Origin of the sequence: Tritonibacter litoralis (assembly GCF_009496005.1) — a bacterium.
Classification (GTDB): Bacteria; Pseudomonadota; Alphaproteobacteria; order Rhodobacterales; family Rhodobacteraceae; genus Epibacterium; species Epibacterium litoralis.
In genome coordinates, this window is sequence record NZ_WIBF01000002.1 from 186,337 (window position 1) to 207,131 (window position 20,795).

General features: G+C 56.3%; 21 protein-coding genes. 10 read left to right on the forward strand and 11 right to left on the reverse strand.

Going from position 1 to position 20,795, the window contains the following annotated elements; all coding sequences use genetic code 11:
• Window positions 1–8: 8 nt before the first annotated feature.
• From GFB49_RS05110 to hmgA, 5 genes are all read right to left on the reverse strand, one after another.
• The gene (locus GFB49_RS05110; RefSeq protein ID WP_153214731.1) at window positions 9–215 is read right to left on the reverse strand and encodes a DUF2783 domain-containing protein; all 207 of its coding nucleotides are present in this window, start codon (window positions 213–215) and stop codon (window positions 9–11) included.
• Window positions 216–218: 3 nt separating this feature from the next.
• Window positions 219–1,835, reverse strand: coding sequence for an FAD-dependent oxidoreductase (locus tag GFB49_RS05115; protein WP_153214732.1), 1,617 nt, complete (start codon window positions 1,833–1,835; stop codon window positions 219–221).
• 83 nt (window positions 1,836–1,918) lie between these two features.
• Complete coding sequence (locus GFB49_RS05120) at window positions 1,919–2,869, reverse strand: MBL fold metallo-hydrolase (RefSeq protein ID WP_153214733.1); 951 nt, start codon at window positions 2,867–2,869, stop codon at window positions 1,919–1,921.
• Window positions 2,870–2,887: 18 nt separating this feature from the next.
• Window positions 2,888–4,123 (reverse strand): fumarylacetoacetase, encoded by a 1,236-nt coding sequence (fahA, locus tag GFB49_RS05125; protein ID WP_153214734.1) that lies wholly within the window; start codon window positions 4,121–4,123, stop codon window positions 2,888–2,890.
• A gap of 85 nt (window positions 4,124–4,208) precedes the next feature.
• Window positions 4,209–5,561 carry a homogentisate 1,2-dioxygenase gene (gene hmgA / locus GFB49_RS05130; protein ID WP_153214735.1) on the reverse strand — a complete coding sequence of 451 codons (1,353 nt, stop codon included), beginning with the start codon at window positions 5,559–5,561 and terminating at the stop codon, window positions 4,209–4,211.
• A 254-nt stretch (window positions 5,562–5,815) separates the two neighbouring features.
• Between hmgA and maiA the strand changes: the two genes are divergently transcribed.
• From maiA to GFB49_RS05145, 3 genes are all read left to right on the forward strand, one after another.
• Window positions 5,816–6,433, forward strand: coding sequence for a maleylacetoacetate isomerase (gene maiA / locus GFB49_RS05135; protein WP_153214736.1), 618 nt, complete (start codon window positions 5,816–5,818; stop codon window positions 6,431–6,433).
• A gap of 119 nt (window positions 6,434–6,552) precedes the next feature.
• Window positions 6,553–7,338, forward strand: a complete 786-nt coding sequence (locus GFB49_RS05140; protein ID WP_343032477.1) for an IclR family transcriptional regulator — start codon at window positions 6,553–6,555, stop codon at window positions 7,336–7,338.
• Between the two features lie 16 nt (window positions 7,339–7,354).
• Window positions 7,355–8,707, forward strand: a complete 1,353-nt coding sequence (locus tag GFB49_RS05145) for an aminotransferase class III-fold pyridoxal phosphate-dependent enzyme (RefSeq protein ID WP_153214738.1) — start codon at window positions 7,355–7,357, stop codon at window positions 8,705–8,707.
• 282 nt (window positions 8,708–8,989) lie between these two features.
• On the opposite strand, the gene GFB49_RS05150 is transcribed toward GFB49_RS05145, so the two are convergent.
• Window positions 8,990–9,901, reverse strand: coding sequence for a LysR family transcriptional regulator (locus GFB49_RS05150; protein WP_153214739.1), 912 nt, complete (start codon window positions 9,899–9,901; stop codon window positions 8,990–8,992).
• A gap of 101 nt (window positions 9,902–10,002) precedes the next feature.
• Here GFB49_RS05150 and GFB49_RS05155 point away from each other — a divergent pair, with 101 nt between their 5' ends.
• From GFB49_RS05155 to GFB49_RS05170, 4 genes are all read left to right on the forward strand, one after another.
• Window positions 10,003–11,253: an NAD(P)/FAD-dependent oxidoreductase gene (locus tag GFB49_RS05155; protein ID WP_153214740.1), complete on the forward strand. Its 1,251-nt coding sequence runs from the start codon at window positions 10,003–10,005 to the stop codon at window positions 11,251–11,253.
• A 30-nt stretch (window positions 11,254–11,283) separates the two neighbouring features.
• Window positions 11,284–12,249: a TRAP transporter substrate-binding protein gene (locus tag GFB49_RS05160; protein ID WP_153214741.1), complete on the forward strand. Its 966-nt coding sequence runs from the start codon at window positions 11,284–11,286 to the stop codon at window positions 12,247–12,249.
• Between the two features lie 69 nt (window positions 12,250–12,318).
• Complete coding sequence (locus GFB49_RS05165; protein WP_153214742.1) at window positions 12,319–13,032, forward strand: TRAP transporter small permease; 714 nt, start codon at window positions 12,319–12,321, stop codon at window positions 13,030–13,032.
• Window positions 13,029–14,336, forward strand: a complete 1,308-nt coding sequence (locus GFB49_RS05170) for a TRAP transporter large permease (RefSeq protein WP_153214743.1) — start codon at window positions 13,029–13,031, stop codon at window positions 14,334–14,336. The genes GFB49_RS05165 and GFB49_RS05170 overlap by 4 nt, the downstream gene beginning before the upstream one ends.
• Window positions 14,337–14,369: 33 nt before the next feature.
• Here the strand turns inward: GFB49_RS05170 and GFB49_RS05175 are convergent, their stop codons facing one another.
• The 5 genes from GFB49_RS05175 to GFB49_RS05195 all read right to left on the reverse strand — a co-directional run bounded on the left by GFB49_RS05175 (window position 14,370) and on the right by GFB49_RS05195 (window position 19,308).
• The gene (locus GFB49_RS05175; protein ID WP_153214744.1) at window positions 14,370–16,346 is read right to left on the reverse strand and encodes an ATP-binding protein; all 1,977 of its coding nucleotides are present in this window, start codon (window positions 16,344–16,346) and stop codon (window positions 14,370–14,372) included.
• On the reverse strand, window positions 16,331–17,209 hold the full coding sequence (locus GFB49_RS05180) for a phosphate/phosphite/phosphonate ABC transporter substrate-binding protein (RefSeq protein ID WP_214644940.1): 879 nt from the start codon (window positions 17,207–17,209) through the stop codon (window positions 16,331–16,333). Before GFB49_RS05180 ends, GFB49_RS05175 begins: the two co-directional genes overlap by 16 nt.
• Window positions 17,206–17,739 (reverse strand): response regulator, encoded by a 534-nt coding sequence (locus tag GFB49_RS05185; RefSeq protein ID WP_194269268.1) that lies wholly within the window; start codon window positions 17,737–17,739, stop codon window positions 17,206–17,208. Before GFB49_RS05185 ends, GFB49_RS05180 begins: the two co-directional genes overlap by 4 nt.
• Window positions 17,740–17,902: 163 nt before the next feature.
• Window positions 17,903–18,256, reverse strand: coding sequence for a response regulator transcription factor (locus tag GFB49_RS05190; protein WP_153214746.1), 354 nt, complete (start codon window positions 18,254–18,256; stop codon window positions 17,903–17,905).
• 128 nt (window positions 18,257–18,384) lie between these two features.
• Window positions 18,385–19,308 (reverse strand): LysR family transcriptional regulator, encoded by a 924-nt coding sequence (locus tag GFB49_RS05195; RefSeq protein WP_153214747.1) that lies wholly within the window; start codon window positions 19,306–19,308, stop codon window positions 18,385–18,387.
• A 109-nt stretch (window positions 19,309–19,417) separates the two neighbouring features.
• Between GFB49_RS05195 and uraD the strand changes: the two genes are divergently transcribed.
• The 3 genes from uraD to GFB49_RS05210 are packed head-to-tail and all read left to right on the forward strand — an operon-like array spanning window position 19,418 to window position 20,795.
• Window positions 19,418–19,945 carry a 2-oxo-4-hydroxy-4-carboxy-5-ureidoimidazoline decarboxylase gene (uraD, locus tag GFB49_RS05200; protein ID WP_153214748.1) on the forward strand — a complete coding sequence of 176 codons (528 nt, stop codon included), beginning with the start codon at window positions 19,418–19,420 and terminating at the stop codon, window positions 19,943–19,945.
• A complete protein-coding gene (locus tag GFB49_RS05205; protein ID WP_153214749.1) occupies window positions 19,942–20,304 on the forward strand; it encodes a hydroxyisourate hydrolase in 363 nt (120 codons plus the stop codon). The genes uraD and GFB49_RS05205 overlap by 4 nt, the downstream gene beginning before the upstream one ends.
• On the forward strand, window positions 20,304–20,795 hold the full coding sequence (locus GFB49_RS05210; RefSeq protein ID WP_194269269.1) for a tripartite tricarboxylate transporter TctB family protein: 492 nt from the start codon (window positions 20,304–20,306) through the stop codon (window positions 20,793–20,795). Before GFB49_RS05205 ends, GFB49_RS05210 begins: the two co-directional genes overlap by 1 nt.

Sequence of the window (20,795 nt, forward strand, 5' to 3'; positions counted from 1 at the left end):
GCTGAGGACTAGGAGGAGACCGACGCCGGGTCCTTGGCCAGTTTCATCGCTGCGCTCAGCACATCACTGTCGCCGATGTGATTGGCCAGGATCAGGATCAGCCGCGCATTCAAGGCTGCGCTTTCATCGTCTTGCAGCCCTTCATGGGTTGCAATCAGCTCTTCATAGAATGCATCCGGGGCTGCGAGGTTCGGTTTCAGATTAAGATCAGACATCACTTACCCTTTCGCACAGGCTGTTTTGAGCGCAGCTTCGAGCGCTGTTTGATCATAGGTGCTCCAACGGGCCGCAACATGCTGGTCCGGTCGGATCAAATAGACGGCCGACTTCGCGGCTCCCAAATAGCGTTCGGCCAGATGTTTGTCTGTGCCGTTCAGCGCCAAGCGGGAAACAGCCACCCCATCCACATCCAGTTCATTCGGCGCGTCTGCATCGATTGTCAGCAGGGTGAAACCACCCCCCAATTTATCCAAGAGGAACCCATCCGCAACTGGCGCGTCCGGGCAAGGGCTGCCGACTCGGGTGCGGTTTGGACCACCTTCCAGCTTGTCCGCGCCATTCAGCGAAAGCCCGTCATAAGTACAAGGTAACGAAAGGCGTCCTGAATTCACAATTGAACGCGGAAATTCAACGTGTTCAGCTAATTCCAGTACAGCGTTACGGAACATATGGCTGGTCTTCGATTTAGGCGTGATGAAATCCGTCGACCGTGTGGAGTTCAGGATGTTTTCATCCGCCCCAAACGCACGTTCCTCGTGATAGCTGTCAATCAGCGCCTCGGGCGCATTGCCATCCAGTACCAGCCCCAGTTTCCAGCCCAGGTTGTCCACGTCCTGCATGCCGGAATTTGCCCCACGGGCGCCAAAAGGTGACACCTGATGTGCTGCGTCTCCGGCAAAGATCACCCGACCGTGACGGAACTCTTTCATCCGGCGACACTGGAAGGTGTAGATCGAAGACCAGACCATCTCATACTCGGCATCGTTACCAAGCAGCGCATCCAGGCGTTTGCGGATGTTTTCTTCCTTCAGCTCTTCCTTCCGGTCTACATCCCAGCCGATTTGGAAATCCACACGCCAGACATCATCCGGCTGCTTATGCAACAGGGTCGAGGCACCAGCCTTGAAATAGGGTTCGAACCAGAACCAGCGCTCGGTCGGAAATTCGTTATTTTTCATCTTGATGTCGGCGATCAGGAAACTGTCCTCGAACACGCGACCTTCAAAATCAAGCCCCAGCATCGCCCGGGTGGGAGACGACGCACCATCACACGCAACGACCCAGTCCGCTTCGATCTGATAGGGACCTTCTGGCGTCAGGATATCCAGAACCACATGATCGTCCTGAGAGGTGATCGCCTCAACCCGGTTCTTCCCACGAATATCTATCGGAGCCCCTTGGGCGACCTCAGCAACAATCTGATCGTGGATGAATTTTTCAAAATAAGGCTGCTGAAGGTTGATAAAGGCCGGATTGCGATGGCCATCTTCGGGCAGAAGGTTAAAGTCATAGATCTTGCGATCATCAAAGAAGACTTTGCCCAGGTTCCAAACGACGCCTTTGTCGACCATAGGCTGGCCACAGCCGTAACGCTGCGCGATCTCCAGCGTGCGTTTGGCAAAACAGATGGCGCGGCTGCCCTGCCCCACCCCTTCGTGGTCATCGAGCACGACAACAGGCTTTCCCTGCCGTCCCAGGTCCAGTGCGGTCGCCAGACCAATTGGTCCTCCGCCGATCACCACAACCGGATGACGTACGACTTCGGTCGCGTCCTGATCAGCACGTCGGGCGTATGGATAAAGTTTGAAGGCAAGCGAATAGCGGTCCTGCAACATCGTGCGGCTCCTCCCACTGTTGGTGCGACGGGCGCTGTTTCAAGCGGTGCGCCCGTCGTGGTCCTGTGATGGAAATGCAGGGATTAACCCTGCAGGTCTTCCCACATTTTCTGATCGCGCTCTGCGGTCCAGACGCGAGGCGTGTCGATGCCGCGCGCCTCGTCAAATGCACGGGCCACGTTGAACGGCAGGCAATGTTCATAGATCGCATAGTCTGCGAATTTCGGATCACATTCCGCGCGCACCGCATCCCAGGCTTCTTTCAGCGAGCCGCCACGGGCCACGATCCGAGCCACCGGCTTGTAGGTGCTCTCGATAAAGTCGGCCGTGGCATCCAGCGCCTTGGCCACCATTTCTTCGCCCACCAGCGCATCACCACGCCCCGGCGCAATGGATTTCGGCTCAAATGCAGCGATATTCGCCAGCGTTTCTGGCCAATCCTGGAAGTGGCCGTCCCCACAATAGCATGCAGAGTGGTATTCCACGATATCGCCGGTAAACATAACCTCCTGATCCGGAACCCAGATCACGGCATCACCAGCGGTATGCGCCCGGCCCAGCTTCATGATGTCCACACGGCGCTTGCCGAGGTACACAGTCATGCTGTCGCTAAATGTCGTGGTCGGACGCGTCAGGCCGGGGATTTCCTCGTGACCTTGGAACAGGCGGGGGAAGCGGCCAAATTCGCTGTCCCTATCTTCCTGACCGCGCTCTTCTACCATGGCCGCAGCGGTATCCGACATGATGATCTCCCGCGCGCCATAAGCCGATGCGCCCAGAACACGCACCGCGTGATAGTGGGTGAGCACCAGATGGCTGATCGGCTTGTCGGTGACGGTGCGTACGCATTCAATAACCTTACGTGCCAGACGCGGGGTTGCCTGTGCTTCGACAATCATCACGCTGTCATCGCCAATGATCACGCCGGTATTGGGATCGCCTTCCGCGGTAAAGGCATAAAGCCCTTCGCCGACCTGAGTGAAGCTAATTTTCTTTTCTTCCATGTCCCCTTGGGACGCAAATGCCTTTGCCATCTTGGTCTTCCCTATCTCTCATTTCGCCCAGTCGGGCAGATCGACTGCGGGCAGAACAGTGCCCGTACAATCGCCAAATCCAATGCGGTAGCCGTCGCCCTTGGCCGCGCCGCGCAAGGTCAAAGTGTCGCCGTCCTCCAGGAAGCTGCGACTTTCTCCGGTTTCCAGTGTCAGCGGCTCTTTGCCCCCCCAGCTCAGCTCCAGCAGGGAACCGCGGCTGTCTTTGGTGGCACCAGAGATGGTCCCAGACCCCAACAGGTCGCCGGTCCGCATGGAACAGCCCGACGTGGTGTGGTGACACAGCTGCTGTGCGGCTGAGTAGTACATCTCATTGTAGTTGGTGCGCGCGATGATGCTCTCATCCTGCCCTTCGGGTTTCAGACCCACCTCCAGATCGATGTCAAAAAGCATCGGCGTCTTTTCCTGAAGATAGGGCAGCAGCGGACGTTCACGTTCAGGCGTGGAGGTGCGGAACGGCGCCAGCGCCGCTTTGGTCACAATCCAAGGGCTGATAGAGGTCGCCGTTGCCTTGGCCTGGAACGGGCCCAAAGGTTGATACTCCCAGGCCTGAATGTCGCGCGCCGACCAGTCGTTCAGCAACACATACCCAAAGATCATATCATCGGCTTCTTCCACCGACACCATGCCATCAGACGGCGTGCCCACAATGGCACCCATCTCCAGCTCCAGATCGAAGCGGGCACATGTCCCAAAGCGCGGCAGTTCGTCATTCGGCCCCTTGAGCTGCCCCCAGGGGCGCACCACATCCGTGCCTGACACAACAACCGAAGACGCCCGGCCGTTATACCCAATCGGAATAGACAGCCAGTTCGGTGGCAACGCGTTCTCTGCCCCCCGGAACATGGTTCCGACGTTCACAGCATGGTTCTTACCCGCGTAAAAGTCAGTATACTCCGCCACATCAAAGGGCATCAGCATCTTGGCGCCTGCCTGTTTGACCAGATGCGGTTCAACCTTGCTGCGGAAGGCTTCATCCGACAACAATTCGGTCAAACGGCTGCGCAAAGCCCCCCAAACCGCCTGACCTGCGCCCATGACCGCATTCCAGGAAGGGCGGCCAAACAATGCAGCATCCAAACCATGATCGACCTTGGCCACATCCAGGATCATATCACCAATGGCCACGCCCATACGCGCGCCCTGCCCCGCATCAAAGACCCCATAAGGCAGGTTTTGGATCGGAAAATCAGTATCCCCGTTCGCGGTTTCGACCCACGATCTCACCTCTGACATTTTACGCATTTCCCTTGTCTGGTGTTCGGATTTTTTCACAAAGTTCTTCGGGCGTACGCCACAGCCCACGCCCGCAAGGCCGATTTCACTTTAGCCCCGGTGTTCCGTCGAATTTCTTCTCAAGACTGTCCCAGCAGTCGATGTAATTGTCCTGCAGCGGCGCCTCATTGGCGGCAAAGGACGTCAGGTGCTGCGGGAAACGGGTCTCGAACATAAAGGACATTGTGTTGTCCAACTTGTCCGGACCGAGGTTCGAATTCGACGCCCCTTCAAAGGCATCCTTGTCCGGACCATGGGGCAGCATCATGTTATGGAGTGACATCCCCCCCGGCACAAACCCATCGGGTTTGGCGTCATAGACCCCGTAAATATTGCCCATCAGCTCGGACATAATATTCTTGTGGTACCATGGGGGGCGGAAGGTGTTTTCTGCCACCATCCAGCGCTCACGGAACAGGACAAAGTCGATATTTGCCGTGCCCGGGCTGCCTGAAGGCGCGGTGAGCACCGTAAAGATCGACGGATCCGGGTGGTCGAACAAGATCGCCCCAACCGGACAATAGGCACGCAGATCGTATTTGTAAGGCGCGTAGTTCCCGTGCCAGGCCACAACATCCAGCGGCGATTGTCCAACAGTGGTTTCATGGAATTGCCCGCACCATTTGATGGTGATCTTGCTCTCCACTTCGCGATCCTCAAACGCCGCCACAGGCGCTTTGAAGTCACGCGGGTTGGCCATCGCGTTGGCCCCAATCGGGCCGCGGGCTGGCAGTTCGAATTTCTGTCCGTAGTTCTCGCAGACGAACCCACGACAAGGCCCATCCAACACCTCGACGCGATAGACCAGACCGCGTGGCAGAATGGCAATTTCCTTGGGTTCAAGATCAATCACACCCAGTTCTGTGCAAAAGCGCAGTCGCCCTTCCTGTGGTACAACCAACAGCTCGGAGTCGGCAGAAAAGAAATACGCGTCCACCATGCTCTCAGTCACCAGATAGACATGGCTGGCCATGCCGACCTGAGTATTCACATCCCCCGCCGTCGTCATGGTGCGCATGCCTGTAATCCAGTTTAGCGGCGTGTCGCTGTGTTCAATCGGACCCCAGCGATATTGACCAAGGCTCACCGCATCATTGACTGTAGGGGCAGACCGCCAAAACGGCATGTCCACACGTGTGTAACGCGCAGAATGTTTTACGCTGGGGCGAATACGATAGGTCCAGGTACGCTCAGGCGGGTGAACGGTAAAGGCCGTACCCGACAGCTGTTCGCCATATAGGCCATAATTGCATTTTTGCGGGCTGTTCATCCCCTGCGGCAAAGCATCCGGAAGCGCCTCTGTTTCAAAGTCATTGGCGAACCCTGGCATATACCCCTCATGCGGCCCTGGAATGCTTGGGGCGCGGGTCAAACCGCTGATCTTCGTGGCTTCAGTCATCCATTCCTCCTCGGCACTGGCATGCTCAAGTTACGCTTTCTTGACAAATATTCATTGCGCATGCAACAAAGTCAATCAAATTCATTGCGCTTGCAACAAAAATAACTAAGTCACTAAAGGAATGGGAATTTTTTCGATCTCACGATGGACGCGCGCCTTTTGATGTTCACAGCTCGATGAATTTTCCAAGCCTCCGCACTGTCTATTACCGGATCTGATTCCTCACCAAACACGGCTATTCTCAAGGGATAAAAATGATAGAATTGCATGATTATTGGCGATCTACTGCCAGCTATCGCGTGCGCATTGCGCTTGGGCTAGCGAAGCTCGAATGGGAGAGCCTTCCTGTGGATCTGGTCGCAGGTGCTCAAACGCGCGTTGAGCATCTTGCGCGAAACCCGCAAGGTTTGGTCCCCGTTTTGAACATTGATGGGCACCTACTAACCCAATCCCTTGCGATTGTAGAATACCTGAACGAAACGCGCGGCTTGGGCCTTCTACCCGGCGATGCCATTGATCGCGCGCGCGTTCGGGCCTTGTCCCATGCCATTGCAATGGAAATCCACCCCATCTGCAATCTCCGCGTCGCCAAATTCGCTACGTCCCAAAGCGAAAAAATCACGATGCAAATCTGGATGCAGACCTTCATTCGCCCCGGTCTGGAAGCATTTGAAGAAATGCTGGACGGCGGGTCCTATTGTTTTGGCGATAGCGTCTCGTTGGCCGATGTCTGCCTACTGCCTCAGATCTTTAACGCAGACCGTTGGGGCGTGGACCTTACCAACATGCCAAAGATTCGCAGGGTCGCGTCACATCTGAACCAAATCGACGCTTTCCTACAGGCTCACCCCGACAAGACCCTCAAATCATAAAACTCAAAGATTTTGAAAATTCACCTCAGGGTTCACATATTGAACCTTGAGTATCATTTTTATTGAAAACACGCCTTCGGTTTGCCAGCAAAGAAAGCAGGAAGCCAAAGGAGCGTCGTGTGGGCACCATTACCAAAGCACTGCAATTGCTGGATGCGTTCTCGCGACAGCGCCCGGAGATCGGATTGACCGAGTTCGTGCAGATTGCGCAGCGCGACAAGGCCACATTGCATCGCCACCTGAGCGAACTGACTGAGAATGGATTTCTCGAACAGAACCCGGTGACACGTGCCTACCGTTTGGGTCCCGCAATTCTGCGCCTTTCCGGGGTGCGCGAGGTGACCCATCCCATGCGTTCTATCCTTTCGCCAATTGTGGCTGATCTGTCCGAACAAACCGGAGAGCTGGCCCATGCCTCACTCCTGCAAGGGAGTGTTTTGTCGGCGGTATGCCATACTGATACCAAGCAGCACCGCACCCGCGTTCAGTTTGACGAAGCAGAGATCTTGCCATTGCATGCCACTTCATCGGGGTTGTGTGTGCTTGCATTCTCAGACCCCGGATTTTCCCGTGCGCAGCTCGAAGAGCCGCTTGTGGCATATACCAATGCAACCCTCACTGATCCCGATGCGATCAAACAACGCCTATCTAAGATCCGCGAGCTTGGCTATTGCCTGACAGAAAAAGGATATGACGAAGACGTCACCTCCCTCGCGGTTCCCCTGTTTGGCGCAGAAAGCAAAGTGATTGGCGCATTTGCAGTCGCCTTTCCCAGCCTGCGCGACAGCGACACTAAACGGACCCAAATCAAAACAACTCTCATGACCCTGGCGGCAAGAGCAACCGAACGAACTGGTGGCAGCCTACCCGGGCTTTACGCAGACAAATGGCACCAAGACGCCTGAAAGAAGGACTTTGCACATGACCGATTCAAACTTCCTCAAAGAGCGCAACGCCAAAGATATCTGGCATCCGATGGCCCACCCCGCGGACTCCATCGCGAACCCGCCCGAAATCATCACCAAGGGTGAAGGCGTGACCATCACGGATGTTGACGGCCGTACCGTTGTGGACGCCGTTGGCGGTCTTTGGAATGTGAACCTGGGTTATTCATGCCAGCCTGTAAAAGACGCAATCGCTGCCCAGCTGCAAGCCTTGCCCTATTATTCTATTTTCCGTGGCACCACCAACGACCAGGTCATCGAACTGGGCGCGATGTTGGCAGACTTCTTTAAAGAAGACGGCCTGACCCGCGCCTTTTACACCTCTGGCGGTTCGGATTCCGTCGAAGTGTCACTGCGTCTGGCGCGCCAATACCACAAGATCCGCGGCGAAGGCGGACGGGTGAAATTCCTCTCTCTGAAAAAGGGCTACCACGGCACCCATACATTGGGCGCATCGGTCAATGGCAATGCCAATTTCCGCACCCAATACGAGCCGCTGATGCCGGGCTGCTACCACATCCCGGCCCCTTACACCTATCGCAACCCTTTCAATGAAACTGATCCGGAAAAACTGGCGCAGCTGTGTCTGGCGGCGATGGAGGACGAGATCAAGTTCCAGGGTGCAGAAACAATTGCCGGTATGATCATGGAACCGGTTCTGGGCGCAGGCGGCGTTATCCCGCCGCACAAGCGTTTTATGCCTGGCGTGCGGGCGCTGTGTGACAAATACGGAATCCTCTTGATCGCAGACGAGGTTATCACCGCCTACGGCCGCACCGGCAGCTGGTCCGGTTCCCGCCATTGGGGCGTGAAACCCGACATGATGTGTACCGCAAAAGCAATCACCAACGGCTATTTCCCCTTTGGTGCGGTCATGATCAACGACAAGGTCGCGGACGTGTTTGAAAACGACAAAACCGGCAAAGGTGCGATCGGGTCTGGATACACATATTCCGGTCATCCGGTTGGTGCAGCGGCGGCGATTGCCTGCCTCAAGGAAACCCAGCGCCTGAACGTCAAAGACAATGCTGCAGCGCGCGGTGCTGAACTGTTTGCTGGGGTTCAAAAGCTCCAAGAGAGCCACGAACTGATCGGTGATATACGCGGCGGAGAAGGTCTGATGATCGCGCTGGAAATCGTATCAGACCGGGCAACCAAAGCCCCGGGCGCTAAACCGACGATGGCAACGATCCAAAAAACTGCCTACGAAACGGGCGCGATGGTTCGGGTCTCTGGCAACAACATCATCTTGTCGCCGCCGCTGATCGTGTCCTCAGAAGATGTGAACACAATTTTGACAGCGCTTGATGCAGGCCTTTCAGCAGCTTAAGCGCTTATAGGAAAAAAGAAAAAGGTTCTGCCCCATCCTGAGGCAGAACCACCAAGGCTCGACAACGCGGCTCAGCTGTCTCTCACCGGCAATTTCTGCGATTACTTGTCGTCTTGTGTGCCGTTTGTATTGGCCGCACGTATGCGGCAGGCCCAGCAAAGATCACACAATTGGCGCCTATCGATCATGAAGGCCATCCAAACGACTGTGACGCGCGCCTTCGCACCAGACCCCAATGAGTTGGTTAGTGCGAAAAGCAAGAATTGACACAAACAGCAGTTGTCATGCTCTATTAAGGGGATTGTTCGCCTTCAAGTGAAGAGCCGCGAGCAATAGGTCCATAAAGTCATGCCCTACACGCGACATTTGTCGTGACTTAGACGTCACAACAGCCATCTCCATTGGAACTTTTGGATCAAAGCGACGCAGCACGACATCTGTTTCGTCGTCATAATCGGAAACAAAACAATCCACCAAGGCGACGCCCATGCCCTGTTTCACAAAACTCAGTAGGTTTTTGAACAGATGCGAATGGACACGCGCATTAATGGGCACACCTGCATCGTCAAAGGCCTGGCGTAACCGGCGTTGGGTGGGATGCTGAGGGCTCATGACCACAAAGGGGACACCGCGCAGCATTTCAGGCGTCAAAACGGTATATTCCGCCAGCGGGTGCGCCTTGTGCAGGGCTAGAAATGTCTCAAACTGAAACAGTTCCGCATTGAGGTTGTCGTGATACAGCGGCGCTTCGCACACGCCGATTTCGAACAGGCCAGCCGCAACCCATTCCTGAATCTTTCCGGAATACTGCGCCTGAAAAGAAACCGTGACATCCGGGCGGTCCGTCGCAAACCGGGAAATCAAACGCGGCATAAACCCAAACGAAAGCGAGTGCTGAGACGCCACTTGCAGTTGACCCAGCCGGTTGCTTTGCAAATCCATGAGTGTCTGGCTTGTCCGTTCCAGCCCGCGCATCAACGTATCAACTTCTTGAAACAGGATATCCGCCTCGGGCGTTGGAATGAGACGACCATTGTGGCGTTCAAACAGTTTGATCTCGCTGCTGGCTTCGAGCTGCGACAGAAGGTTTGAAATACCTGGTTGGGAAATGCCCAGTTTTTCGGCAGCCCCCGTCACAGTTCCACTGACCATAATGGCGTGAAAGGCTTCCAATTGGCGAAATCTTGGCTTCATAAGAAAAGCATAACTTTTTATGATGCGGATGGCAATTTTTTGTATTTGAAATGATGTTTGGATCGTTTCACTTTTAATCCAATCAAAAATGTGGAGCGAAAATGACGAAATCTCCCGTGGTTGTAGTTGGTGCCGGGATCGTAGGTGCCGCCAGCGCGATATGGCTCAAACGCAAAGGGCTTGATGTGACCCTGATTGACAAGGGGACACCCGGTCATGGAGCGTCTTTTGGCAATGGCGGCATTCTGGCACGGTGCTCGATTGTACCGGTCACGGGTCCAGGCCTGTTGCGCAAAGCGCCCGGCTATCTGATGAACGCTGATTTCCCGCTGTTTCTGCGTTGGGGGTATCTGCCGCGGCTTTTACCTTGGCTGACCAAATATTTGTCGCACGCCAATGCGAGCGATACGAAACGGATTTCCAAAGGGCTGGCACAGCTACTGGGGGACAGTGTAGACCAACACATCCAGCTCTCCAAGGACACAGCAGCAGAGACTTGGGTTGAAACCAGCGACTATAACTACGTGTATCGCAATCGTGCTGCCTATGAGGCGGACCGCTTTGACTGGGACCTGCGCCGCGCCGCCGGTTTTGTCCCCGAGATCATCGAAGGCGCTGCTGTGCAAGAGCTGGAACCGATCCTTGGTCCCCAGGCAGGTCTTTTGGCGCTGAACCGCGATCACGGCTATGTGCGCAATCCCGGCCAATACGTCCAGGACCTGGTCAAGACATTTACCCAAATGGGCGGTCGTTTTGTTCAGGCGGAACTACGGGATGTGACGTTTACAGATGAACACATTAGCGCCGTGGAAACCGACCAGGGATCTTTTCCCTGTTCACAGCTGGTTCTGGCCACCGGGGTTTGGTCGAAACCTTTGATGAAGAAGCTTGGCATCCATGTCCCCTTAGAGGCTGAGCGCGGCTATCATATTGTGTTTAAACACCCCAATCAGATGCCAAACGCACCAATGATGTTGGCAGAGGGCAAATTTGTCGCCACCCCAATGGCGGAGGGGCTGCGCTGTGCGGGCGTGGTAGAATTTGGCGGGTTAAGTCCGGAAAAATCCGCAGCCCCCCTGGCCCTGCTGCGCAAAAGCGTGGCGCAGATGTTTCCGGCACTGCAGGCCAGCGAGGAAGAAGAATGGTTGGGCTACCGCCCTGCCCCCAGCGACAGCCTGCCGTTAATTGGTGAAATTCGCCGCACCGGTGTCTTTGCGGCCTTTGGTCATCATCATATCGGCTTGACGGGCGGGCCAAAAACGGGTCGCCTCATCGCTGATCTGATTGCCGGCACTCGTCCCAACGAGGACCTCAGCCCATTTGATCCAATGCGCTTTGCAAGGCGCAGCTAATTCAAGAAAATAACCAACGGGAGAAAACAAATGAAATCTGTTTCCACTTTGACCCTGATGCTGGCCCTGGGCGCGACCTCTGCCCTGGCTGAGAAATGGGACATGCCGACGGCCTATGCTGCAACCAACTTCCATTCTGAAATGGCTGTGGTGTTTGCCGACAAGGTGCGCGACTACACCGGCGGTGATGTGGACATCACTGTGCATCCGGGCGGCTCGCTTTATGGCGGGGCCGAGATCAAGCGCGCGATCCAGACCGGTCAGGTTCCGATCGGGGAACGTTTCATGTCCGCCCACGCCAACGAAGCGCCGGTTCTGGGCTGGGACAACCTGCCTTTTGTCGCAACCACTTATGAGGCCAACGAAGCCCTTTGGCAGGCGGCCAAGCCAACCGTAAACGACGCGCTGGCAGAACAAAATCTTGTCACGCTGTATTCCTGCCCCTGGCCGGGCCAGGGGTTCTACTTCAAGAAAGAAGTTGGCTCGTCCGAGGACACCCAAGGGATCAAGTTCCGCTCTTACAACACAGCAACTGCAACCTTTGCCGAAGAGCTGGGTATGATCCCCGTCCAGATCGAAGCGGCCGAGCTGAGCCAAGCGCTGGCCACCGGTGTCGCGGAATCCTTCATCTCTTCAGGCTCCACGGGATATGACCGCAAGGTCTGGGAGCATTTGACTCATTACTACAAAGTCAATGCCTGGCTGCCGCGCAACTATGTGATGGTTAACAAAGGTGTCTGGGATGGGCTTAGCGATGACGCAAAGGCAGGTCTGCAAAAAGCTGCAGATGAAACCGGTGCGGCTTGCCTTGCAAAATCCGAAGAGCTGGCGAACTGGTATTTTGAACAGCTCGAAGCCAATGGCATGAGCGTCGAAGACGCCAAAGGTGCCTTTAAGGAAGAGCTGGAAACCATTGGCGCCAAGATGACAGCGGACTGGATCGAAACCGTGGGGGCCGACGGTCAGGCAATCCTGGACGCGTATCAGGCCAAGTAAACAATCAAAGACAGCGCTGCGCCTCGGTCTTCACGCCGGTGCGCAGCATGCAATGTCGCGGAGAATTTCATGCGAGACTGGCAATTAGTGCTGGGCCTGCCGCTGTGGGTCTGGCTTTTCGTTTTTCCAACCCTACTGGCCGCAGCCTGCCTGCTTCAAGGGCCACGAATGGCACGCGTTTTGACGCCCCTTTGGCGCGTTATGGATCGGATTTACCTGGCGGCCGGCGTGGTTGCCTCCTGCTTTATGGTCACGATCCTGTTGTTGATTGTGGGACAGATGGTCGCCCGCTGGTCTGCGCTGACCTTTCCGGGGTCAACCGAATATTCCGGCTATGCTATGGCCGCGACATCGTTTTTTGCACTGGCTTACGCGCTGACACAGGGCGCGCATATCCGGGTGTCGATCTTTTTGACCGGTGGAAACGGCCATCGCTTCTGGCTTGATGCAGTGGCGATGCTGATTTCAGCCTGTGTTGCCACCTATTTCGCCCGTTACGCGATCAAGTCAAACTTCTTGTCCGAGATGATCAACGACCGGACCCAGGGTCAGGATTTTGTGCCGGAATGGCTGCTTACAGTTGTTTCCATGTTTGGCACCTGGCCCTGGAACTGGGGCACGCTTTGGGCAAACAGCGGGTCTGACTGGGTCTATACCCCGATCTGGCTGCCACAGCTGCCGATGTCCATCGGCACCGTTCTTCTGGCCATTGCCGTCTGGGACCATCTGACCCGCCTTCTGGCAACCGGCAGCGTCCACATCCAGCAGGAGGGCGTCGAATGACCGAGCTTTATGCAACGGCGATCTTTGTCTTTACCCTCTTTGCGCTGTTGGGCGGATCGGTGTGGATCGGCATGGCGCTGATGGGCGTGGCCTGGGTTGGGATGGAATTGTTCACCTCACGCCCCGCAGGTGATGCGATGGTGACCACAATCTGGTCCGGCGCCTCCTCTTGGACGCTGACGGCCCTGCCCCTGTTTATCTGGATGGGAGAGATCCTATATCGCACCCGCTTGTCCGAGGATATGTTCCGCGGCCTTGCCCCGTGGATGCGGTTCCTGCCCGGCGGGCTTTTGCACACCAATATCGCGGGCTGCACCATATTCGCCGCAGTCTCGGGCTCTTCGGCAGCGACACTGAATATGGTCGGGAAAATGTCGATCCCGGCGCTGCGGGAGCGCGGCTATCCTGAGTATATGATCATTGGCACTTTGGCTGGTGCCGCAACGCTTGGTCTGATGATCCCACCGTCGCTCACGCTGATCGTTTACGGCGTGACGGTCAACGAAAGCATCACCAAGCTGTTTATGGCAGGCGTGCTGCCCGGACTGGTTCTGGCTGGGCTTTTTGCCACCTATATCATTGGCTGGCACTACTTTGGCAAAGGGCCCCGCCCCGAGCCCGAGCCGCGCATGTCCTTTGGCACCATGATCTCCGAAAGCCGGTTTCTGGTGCCCGTCTTGGGTCTGGTCGCAGTGGTTATCGGCTCCATGTATATGGGCTTTGCCACCGCAACTGAGGCCGCCGCCGTGGGTGTTCTGGGCGCGTTGGGGCTGTCGTTCCTGCAAGGGTCGCTGAATTGGAAGTCCTTTTCGGTCAGCTTGATGGGCGCAACCAAGACCTCGGCGATGATCGCATTGATCCTGATGGGCGCGGAATTCCTGTCACTGTCGATGGGCTTCACCGGACTGCCACGCGCGATGGCAGCCCTGATCGAGAGCTACAACCTCTCACCCGTGGCGCTGATTGCGGTTCTGACGGTGTTTTATCTGGTGCTGGGCATGTTCATGGATGGGCTGTCGTCGGTCGTTTTGACCATGGCGATTGTGGAACCGATGATCCGTGCCGCAGGGATTGACGTGATCTGGTTCGGGATCTTTCTGGTGGTGGTGATTGAGACCGCACAGGTGACACCGCCGATCGGCTTCAACCTCTTTGTCCTTCAGGGCATGACCCGGCACGAGATCTCATACATTGCAAAAACGGCGATCCCGATGGTGGCGCTAATGCTGTTGATGGTGGTGATCTTGGTTGTCTGGCCGGAGCTTGCCACCTGGCTGCCCGACAACATTCGCCAACAGGGCTAAAGATATGAAACGGGGGCCAAATGGCCCCCGACTTCAGGCCGCAGTCTCTAAGTCCGCCGCTGGGGCAACGGGAAGGGTAATGGTGAAACACGCCCCCTCTCCCACGTTCTCAGCCACAATTGTGCCGCCCATCTCCTGGATCGTCCCAAAGCTGATCGACAGGCCTAGACCGGTGCCTTTGCCAGGCTCTTTGGTGGTGAAGAAAGGTTCAAATAATTTCTCCAGCGCCTTTTTGGGAATGCCGCCGCCGCTGTCATAGATCCGCAGCACATGTCCGGCGCCGGTGTCAAATTCGGCTTCGACCCGGATCTCACCGCCCTGCCCCGGCTGGCTGTCAATCGCATCCCGCGCATTGCTGAACAAGTTGAGCAGCACCTGCTCAAAAATGACCTTCTCCCCCAACACGGTGCCTTCTCCAACCTCTGGCAGCGACAGTTTGAGCGCGATATCCAGTGTGTGAAGCTGCGTGCGCGCCAAAGCCACCATCTCCGTCAGAGAGTTACGCAGATCAAAAGGAGCGACCTTGCCTTCCGCCTCCCGGCCAAAGATGCGCATATGGTTGATAATCTGCGACGCGCGTTCTGTTTGTTCGCTCATGCGGATCAGCTTGGCCTTGAAGTATTCTGCATCAAACTTGTCCCGCTCAATACGCTTCACGCAATTGGTCGCAGCCATGCGGATCACCCCAAGGGGTTGGTTCAGTTCATGCGCCACACCGGTTGCCATTTCACCCAAAGTGGCCATTTTGGACGCTTGGACCAGCTGATGCTCGTTATGGCGCATCTCGGTGACATCTTGTGCGCTCCAAACAAGACCGATCCCATCAACCTGGCTTTGTACTGTCACAAGGATCCGATCCGGCGCGCGCTTAATCTCACGCGGGGTGCCGTTTTCCCGCGCGATCTGCGTCTGGACCCACGCCGCTGGATCGTCTTCCGCTTCGGGGAACGCGCCCATCGCACATCCTTCCTGCAGGAAACGCTCAAAGGTGAAATCAGAGCTCAACACCCCAAGCACGCCTTTGTTAAAGGTTCGAAAGGCCTTGTTCATAAACAGCACCACACCATCGGTGCCAAAAATTGCCACCTGTTCATCCAGCTGATCAAAGGCTGAGATCAGCCGCTGCTGTTCGACACGTGCGCGTTCGACCGCTTGCATCGCGTTTTGGAACACCACGGTTGCGCGGGCCATATCGCCAATTTCATCACTGCGCTCAGTATCAGGAATATCAACATGCGCTTTTTTGTTGGAAATCTGCGTCATGCGATCAACGATCACCTCTACGCGGGTTTTCTTGGCCAAAAGCGTATTGCGCTGAGATTGTAAAATCGCCCGGTCGCGCGCCAATGTGCGCGCCATCGAGTTAAAACAATGCGCCGTGTCCGCCAGCTCATCCCGGCCGCGCACCTGAATTTGCCGATCCCAATGGCCCGCTTCGATATCGCGCGCACCTTCGCGCAACCATCGCAGCTGATGCGTCAACATCGACCCCAGCCCATAGCCGAAGATCGCAACCAAAGACATGCCGATGACCGCAACAATCACGTTCCACCGCAGGGCGGAGGCAATTTCCTCTTCCACCGCAAGGGTCGAAAGGCCCAGCTCAATATAGCCAAATGTGATGCCTTCGACGACAATCGGAAGATCGATGTCGATCACATGGTCCGACAAAGCCGCCTCAAAGGAGTCATCGCGTTGAAACGGCACCGCCAGAGCGTCCGCTGCGCCGCCTTGAGACAGCAACAGACCGTCAGGGCTGAGCACACGTAGATAAGTCAGCTCTTCGCTGCCAACAGCCGTTGCGATTGTTGCATCCAAAGTGGCCAGATCCGTCGCAATCACAGCATCAGAAACCGCGTTGGAAAACACCCGGGCCGTGGCTTCGGCCCGTTGATACAGCTGCGCCGTGGCGGACCCGCCTAGCGCGAACTGGTTGATGCCAATGAGCAATGCCATAACCGTCAGCTCAATCAGCGCGATGCCCAAAATGGTTTTCAATCGGAAGGACATACTGCATCCCCCGCTTGCGAAATTCCTGTGTCCTCACGCGCCATGCCCAACGCACGCACGTCGTCCCAGTCGGCATCTGCCGCCATTTCAAACCCACCCATGCCAACGGCTTTGACAAGCTCTGGGGTTTCAGCCGCAATCTCAAGAAGTGTCGCCTGAAGGCTGTCGGCAAAGGATCCCGAAACACTCTGGTGCACGGCAATGGCATGCGGTGTGAACCCGGCGGTTTCATAGACAACTTCAAGCTCGGCCCGAATATCAGGGTCAACCGCGTTCAAGGTCCGGGTCACCCCACCGCCTGCGGGCATAAGGCCTGCGGCAACCGCGCGATACACGCTGTCGTGGGACTTCACATATCTGGGCTCAAAGGCGATCTCGCGGCTGCTGAGTGTCGATCGGGTTAGGATGCTCGCTCCAAATGCCCCCGGCGAGGGGAAGGCGATTGTGGATCCTTCGAGAACCGAGATATCTGAAATACCGCTGTCCTTACGTGCGACGATCACCCCTTTGAGCTGTTTGTTGGATTGACGCGCAATGGCACGATAGGCGCTTTCGGTGGCAAAAATCGTATAATGCATCGGGTTCATATAGGCGACGTCATAAGCGCCGGCGGCCAGGCAGGCCTCAAACGTGGGGATGTCCTTGGTCGTTTGGAACCGAAAGGTCACCCCGCTGCGCTGGCTGAGCTCTGCCATCAGCGGCCCCCACATTGCGGCCAAACGGCTGGCCGATTGCTGGGGCACGATCCCAAAGGTCAGAGTTTGCGGGCTGTCTGCCACGGCCGGTGCCGGTGTCTCTGCCGCTTGGGAAGTTGCCGCAAGCGCCAGGCTCATCCCAAGGCTTACCAATCCAAGGTGTTTCATACGACCGCTCCTGTTCCTGTGGCCGGGGTCGGCGGCGTTTCGTCATGCATCGCTTGGGTGGTGTCTTGGACCTTCTTCAGCAGGTTTTCGTCGCGGTCGGGATTGTCTGTCTGCGCCGCACCTTTGCCTGCAAAGGCCTTGATCGATTGGATCAGATCATCAGGCACCAAAGGTTTGCTGAGGAAGTCCACCGCGCCTGCCTGGGCAGATCCGTCAAAGGCCCAGGGGTCACCGCTTGTCATGATGTAAGACAGGTCCCGGTCCGGGAAACGCGCCTGGGCACGGGACACCAGTTGAAAGCCGCTTGACGTGTCGCCGGATGGGTCCACAAAGTGCACGTCAGAGACAACCAAACCGACGTAAGGGTACCATTCCAAAACCTCCAGCGCCATATCGACACTGCCTGCAATAATGGCGTTCCACCCTTCCAGTTCGACAATATCCTGAAGCTCTTCCAACGCTTCCTTGTCGTCATCCACCAAGAGAACCGTCAATCCGACGTTGCCTGTGGGATCAGCTTTGTCCGTCATTTTTATCTCCTCGTCTGAAATCATCTGAGGAAATCATGCCGGGCATCGCAGGGTTGAAACAATTCCAAACAAATCGCCCTATTCGGAAGAGATTTCAGCCCCTACTCAAAAGGATACAACCACATAAGCCTTTGGAAACCGGGTAAATGACGGAGGTTTCCCGTCATAAAACTTCATTCAACTTTTCAATTAATTCTTCAATATCAAGAGGTTTTGCGAAACAGGCAACTGCACCGTTTTCCATCGCCTCTGTTCGATTGCTTTCTGCGCCATGGCCGCTGACGACGATTACCTGCCCATCAAAGCCTTGTTCGTTTAGTTTCCGGATCAGCTCCAATCCACCCATTTTTGGCATCTTTAGATCCGTAACGACAACATCAAAGGCGGTGTGTCGGCATTTCTCCAAAGCTTCCAAACCCGCTTCCGCGGTCGAAACCTCGAAATCTTCCAACTCCAGGGATTCTTGCAGCTCATCCCGCAGCAAAGGTTCATCATCAACAATCAGGATATGGGCCATGTTTCCTCCTCGCTCATGCCGACATCATAACAGCCTGCCCCTACTGTCTGCCTAAGGCAGCAGGTTATCCTGAGTGAAAACCGGACGAATTCGTGAGGTGTCCGCAAAAAAGGAGGAGGAAAACGGCCCTATCTGCGCAAATCAGCCAATCGTTGCGGCACAACACTATGCAATCGATCCGCAATCACCCGTGTCGCGCGGATCAAAGGCCGACGGGTGTCCACGGCCAACACGATGTTCTGTGGCCGCAGCCCCGCCTCATCCAACGGCAGGAACCGCAGGCGCCCGGCCTCGACCTCTGGCAGCACATCCAGTTCAGAGGTCAAAATGGCAAGATCTCCGTCCAACACAGATTGTTTCAGCAGCTGCAGCGAATTGGTTACCAGAACGGGCGCGTTTTCCGCAAAAAGCCAGCCGTGGCGACTGTCGAGATAGCGGCGAATGGGCAACAGCGCGCTTTGGGAAGCTGTTGGCACTTCTGACAACATCGTCAATGTGACGCGATCCTGTCGCGCCAGCGGGTGCGCGTGGCTGACAACACAGCCAAAGGGCAGCTCTTCCTCCCAGATCCGGTGCTGGTAGCGCCCTTTGGGTAAGTTGAAGGCAAAGGCCAGGTCCACGGTCCCTTCGTCCAAGGCCTGCGCCGCCTGGGAGGGAGTCATAATGTCGATGTCCAGATGGATCCGGGGGTGATCGCGCATGACCCAGGCCACAAGCTCGGGCAACAGACCGTTGGCCAAGCTGTCCATCGCCGCCAGACGCACCGTTCCATGTTCCTGGCCGCGCATTTCTTTCAAACCGCCTTCCAGACGCTCTGCATCTGCCAGCCAGCGGCGCGCCATCACAATCACGGCTTCTCCGGCGGCGGTGGGTTTCATCCCACGCGGCAGACGATCAAACAACGGCGATTGGCTTGCCTCTTCCATTGCCTTGATCTGGCGGTCGATGGCCGAGGCTGCGATGCCCAGCGCGCGTGAGGCCGCCTGTATGGAACCATGCTCCGCCACCGCCAGCACGTAACGCAATTGCCTGGGAACAAGATGTAAGGACAACGGGATCACTCCGTTCTATTTTTGCGAACGCAGGATTGCTTATTTTGCCATAGATGGCAATGACGCAGCTGGTTACGGTTCCTTAACGCCACCATATGGGACCCCTACCGTGACCACAGTTTCAGCGCTTGAAAAATTGAATAAGGCTGATGCAGCAGAAGCAGCGCAGATCCTGTTGCCAATGATCGAACGCGCGCCACTGGTCGCAAAACGGGTGGCGGCGCTGCGCCCGTTTGCCAGCGCACACATGCTGGCGCAGGCGGTTCAAGACCAGATCTATGCATTGACGACCGAGGCCAAGCTGGATCTGTTTCGTGCCCACCCCGAGCTTGCCCCGTCCGCGCCATTGGAGATGACCGAAGCCTCACAAGTGGAGCAAGGCCGTTTGGGGTTGGTTGAACCCGACGCAGCATTACGCCAGCGGTTTTATGACTTAAACACGACGTATCAGGCGCGATTTGGGTTTCCATTTATCCTTGCTTTGCACCGGATGCCCGACGTCCAAGAGGTGCTGACCACCTTTGAAGCCCGCCTCAAACAACCGCCCGAGGCAGAGATCGCGCAGGCCTGTGCCGAGATCGCCTCGGTCAGTGCGGCGCGCATTGCCAAAGCCTTTGGAACAGGAGATCCCGCATGACCGCAGGAGGGGTTTCCATTCACGCTGTTGATGTCTCAACCGGACGTCCCGCTGCCGGGTTGTTTGTGCGATTGCTGCGGATTGAAAACGGTGGAGAGGTCGAATTGGCTGCAGGCACTTGCAGTGAGACCGGCCTGTTTGATCACCCGACAGTCCAAGGCACCGGCATCACGCCCGGCCAATATGTCGCCGAATTTGCGGTCAACGCCTATTATTCTGGCACGCCCTCATCACAAGACAGCGCGCCGTTCCTGGATATTGTCCGTTACCATTTCGGGATTGGCGATGCCCAGCAACACTATCACCTGCCGTTTAAATTCACGGCGTGGGGATATTCCTTGTTTCGCGGGGGCTTATGATGGGGATCTCATCAAACAAAATCATGCAGGACACCGGACATCGCGCGGGTGTCAAAGACATTCTGATACGGTTGAGCGGCGCGGGCCTGCTGCTCGCACTTGGGCTTTACTTTATGATCGGGGGGCTCAACCTTGGTTTGGGCAGCCCGTTTCGCCCCGGCACAGGTGCCTTTCCCTTCTTCTCCGCCTTGCTACTGATGGGGCTGGCCCTGGGGATCCTGTGGCAGGATCTGCAACAAGACGGTCTGGCGGATCGGCCGGATTGGATCTCATTCCTAGCCATTGGCGCAGCTTTATCCGTATTTGCGCTGGTGACCGAACGTTTCGGCCTGTTACCTGCCGTGTTCCTGACGGTCCTCACCGCCTCTGCTCCGGACCGCAGCCTGCCCTGGTGGGGCAAAGCTGCGCTGGGTCTTTTTATGGCCGGGCTTAGCTACGTTCTGTTTATCGAGGCTCTGGGCCTCCCGTTCAAAGCCATACGGGGGATCTGA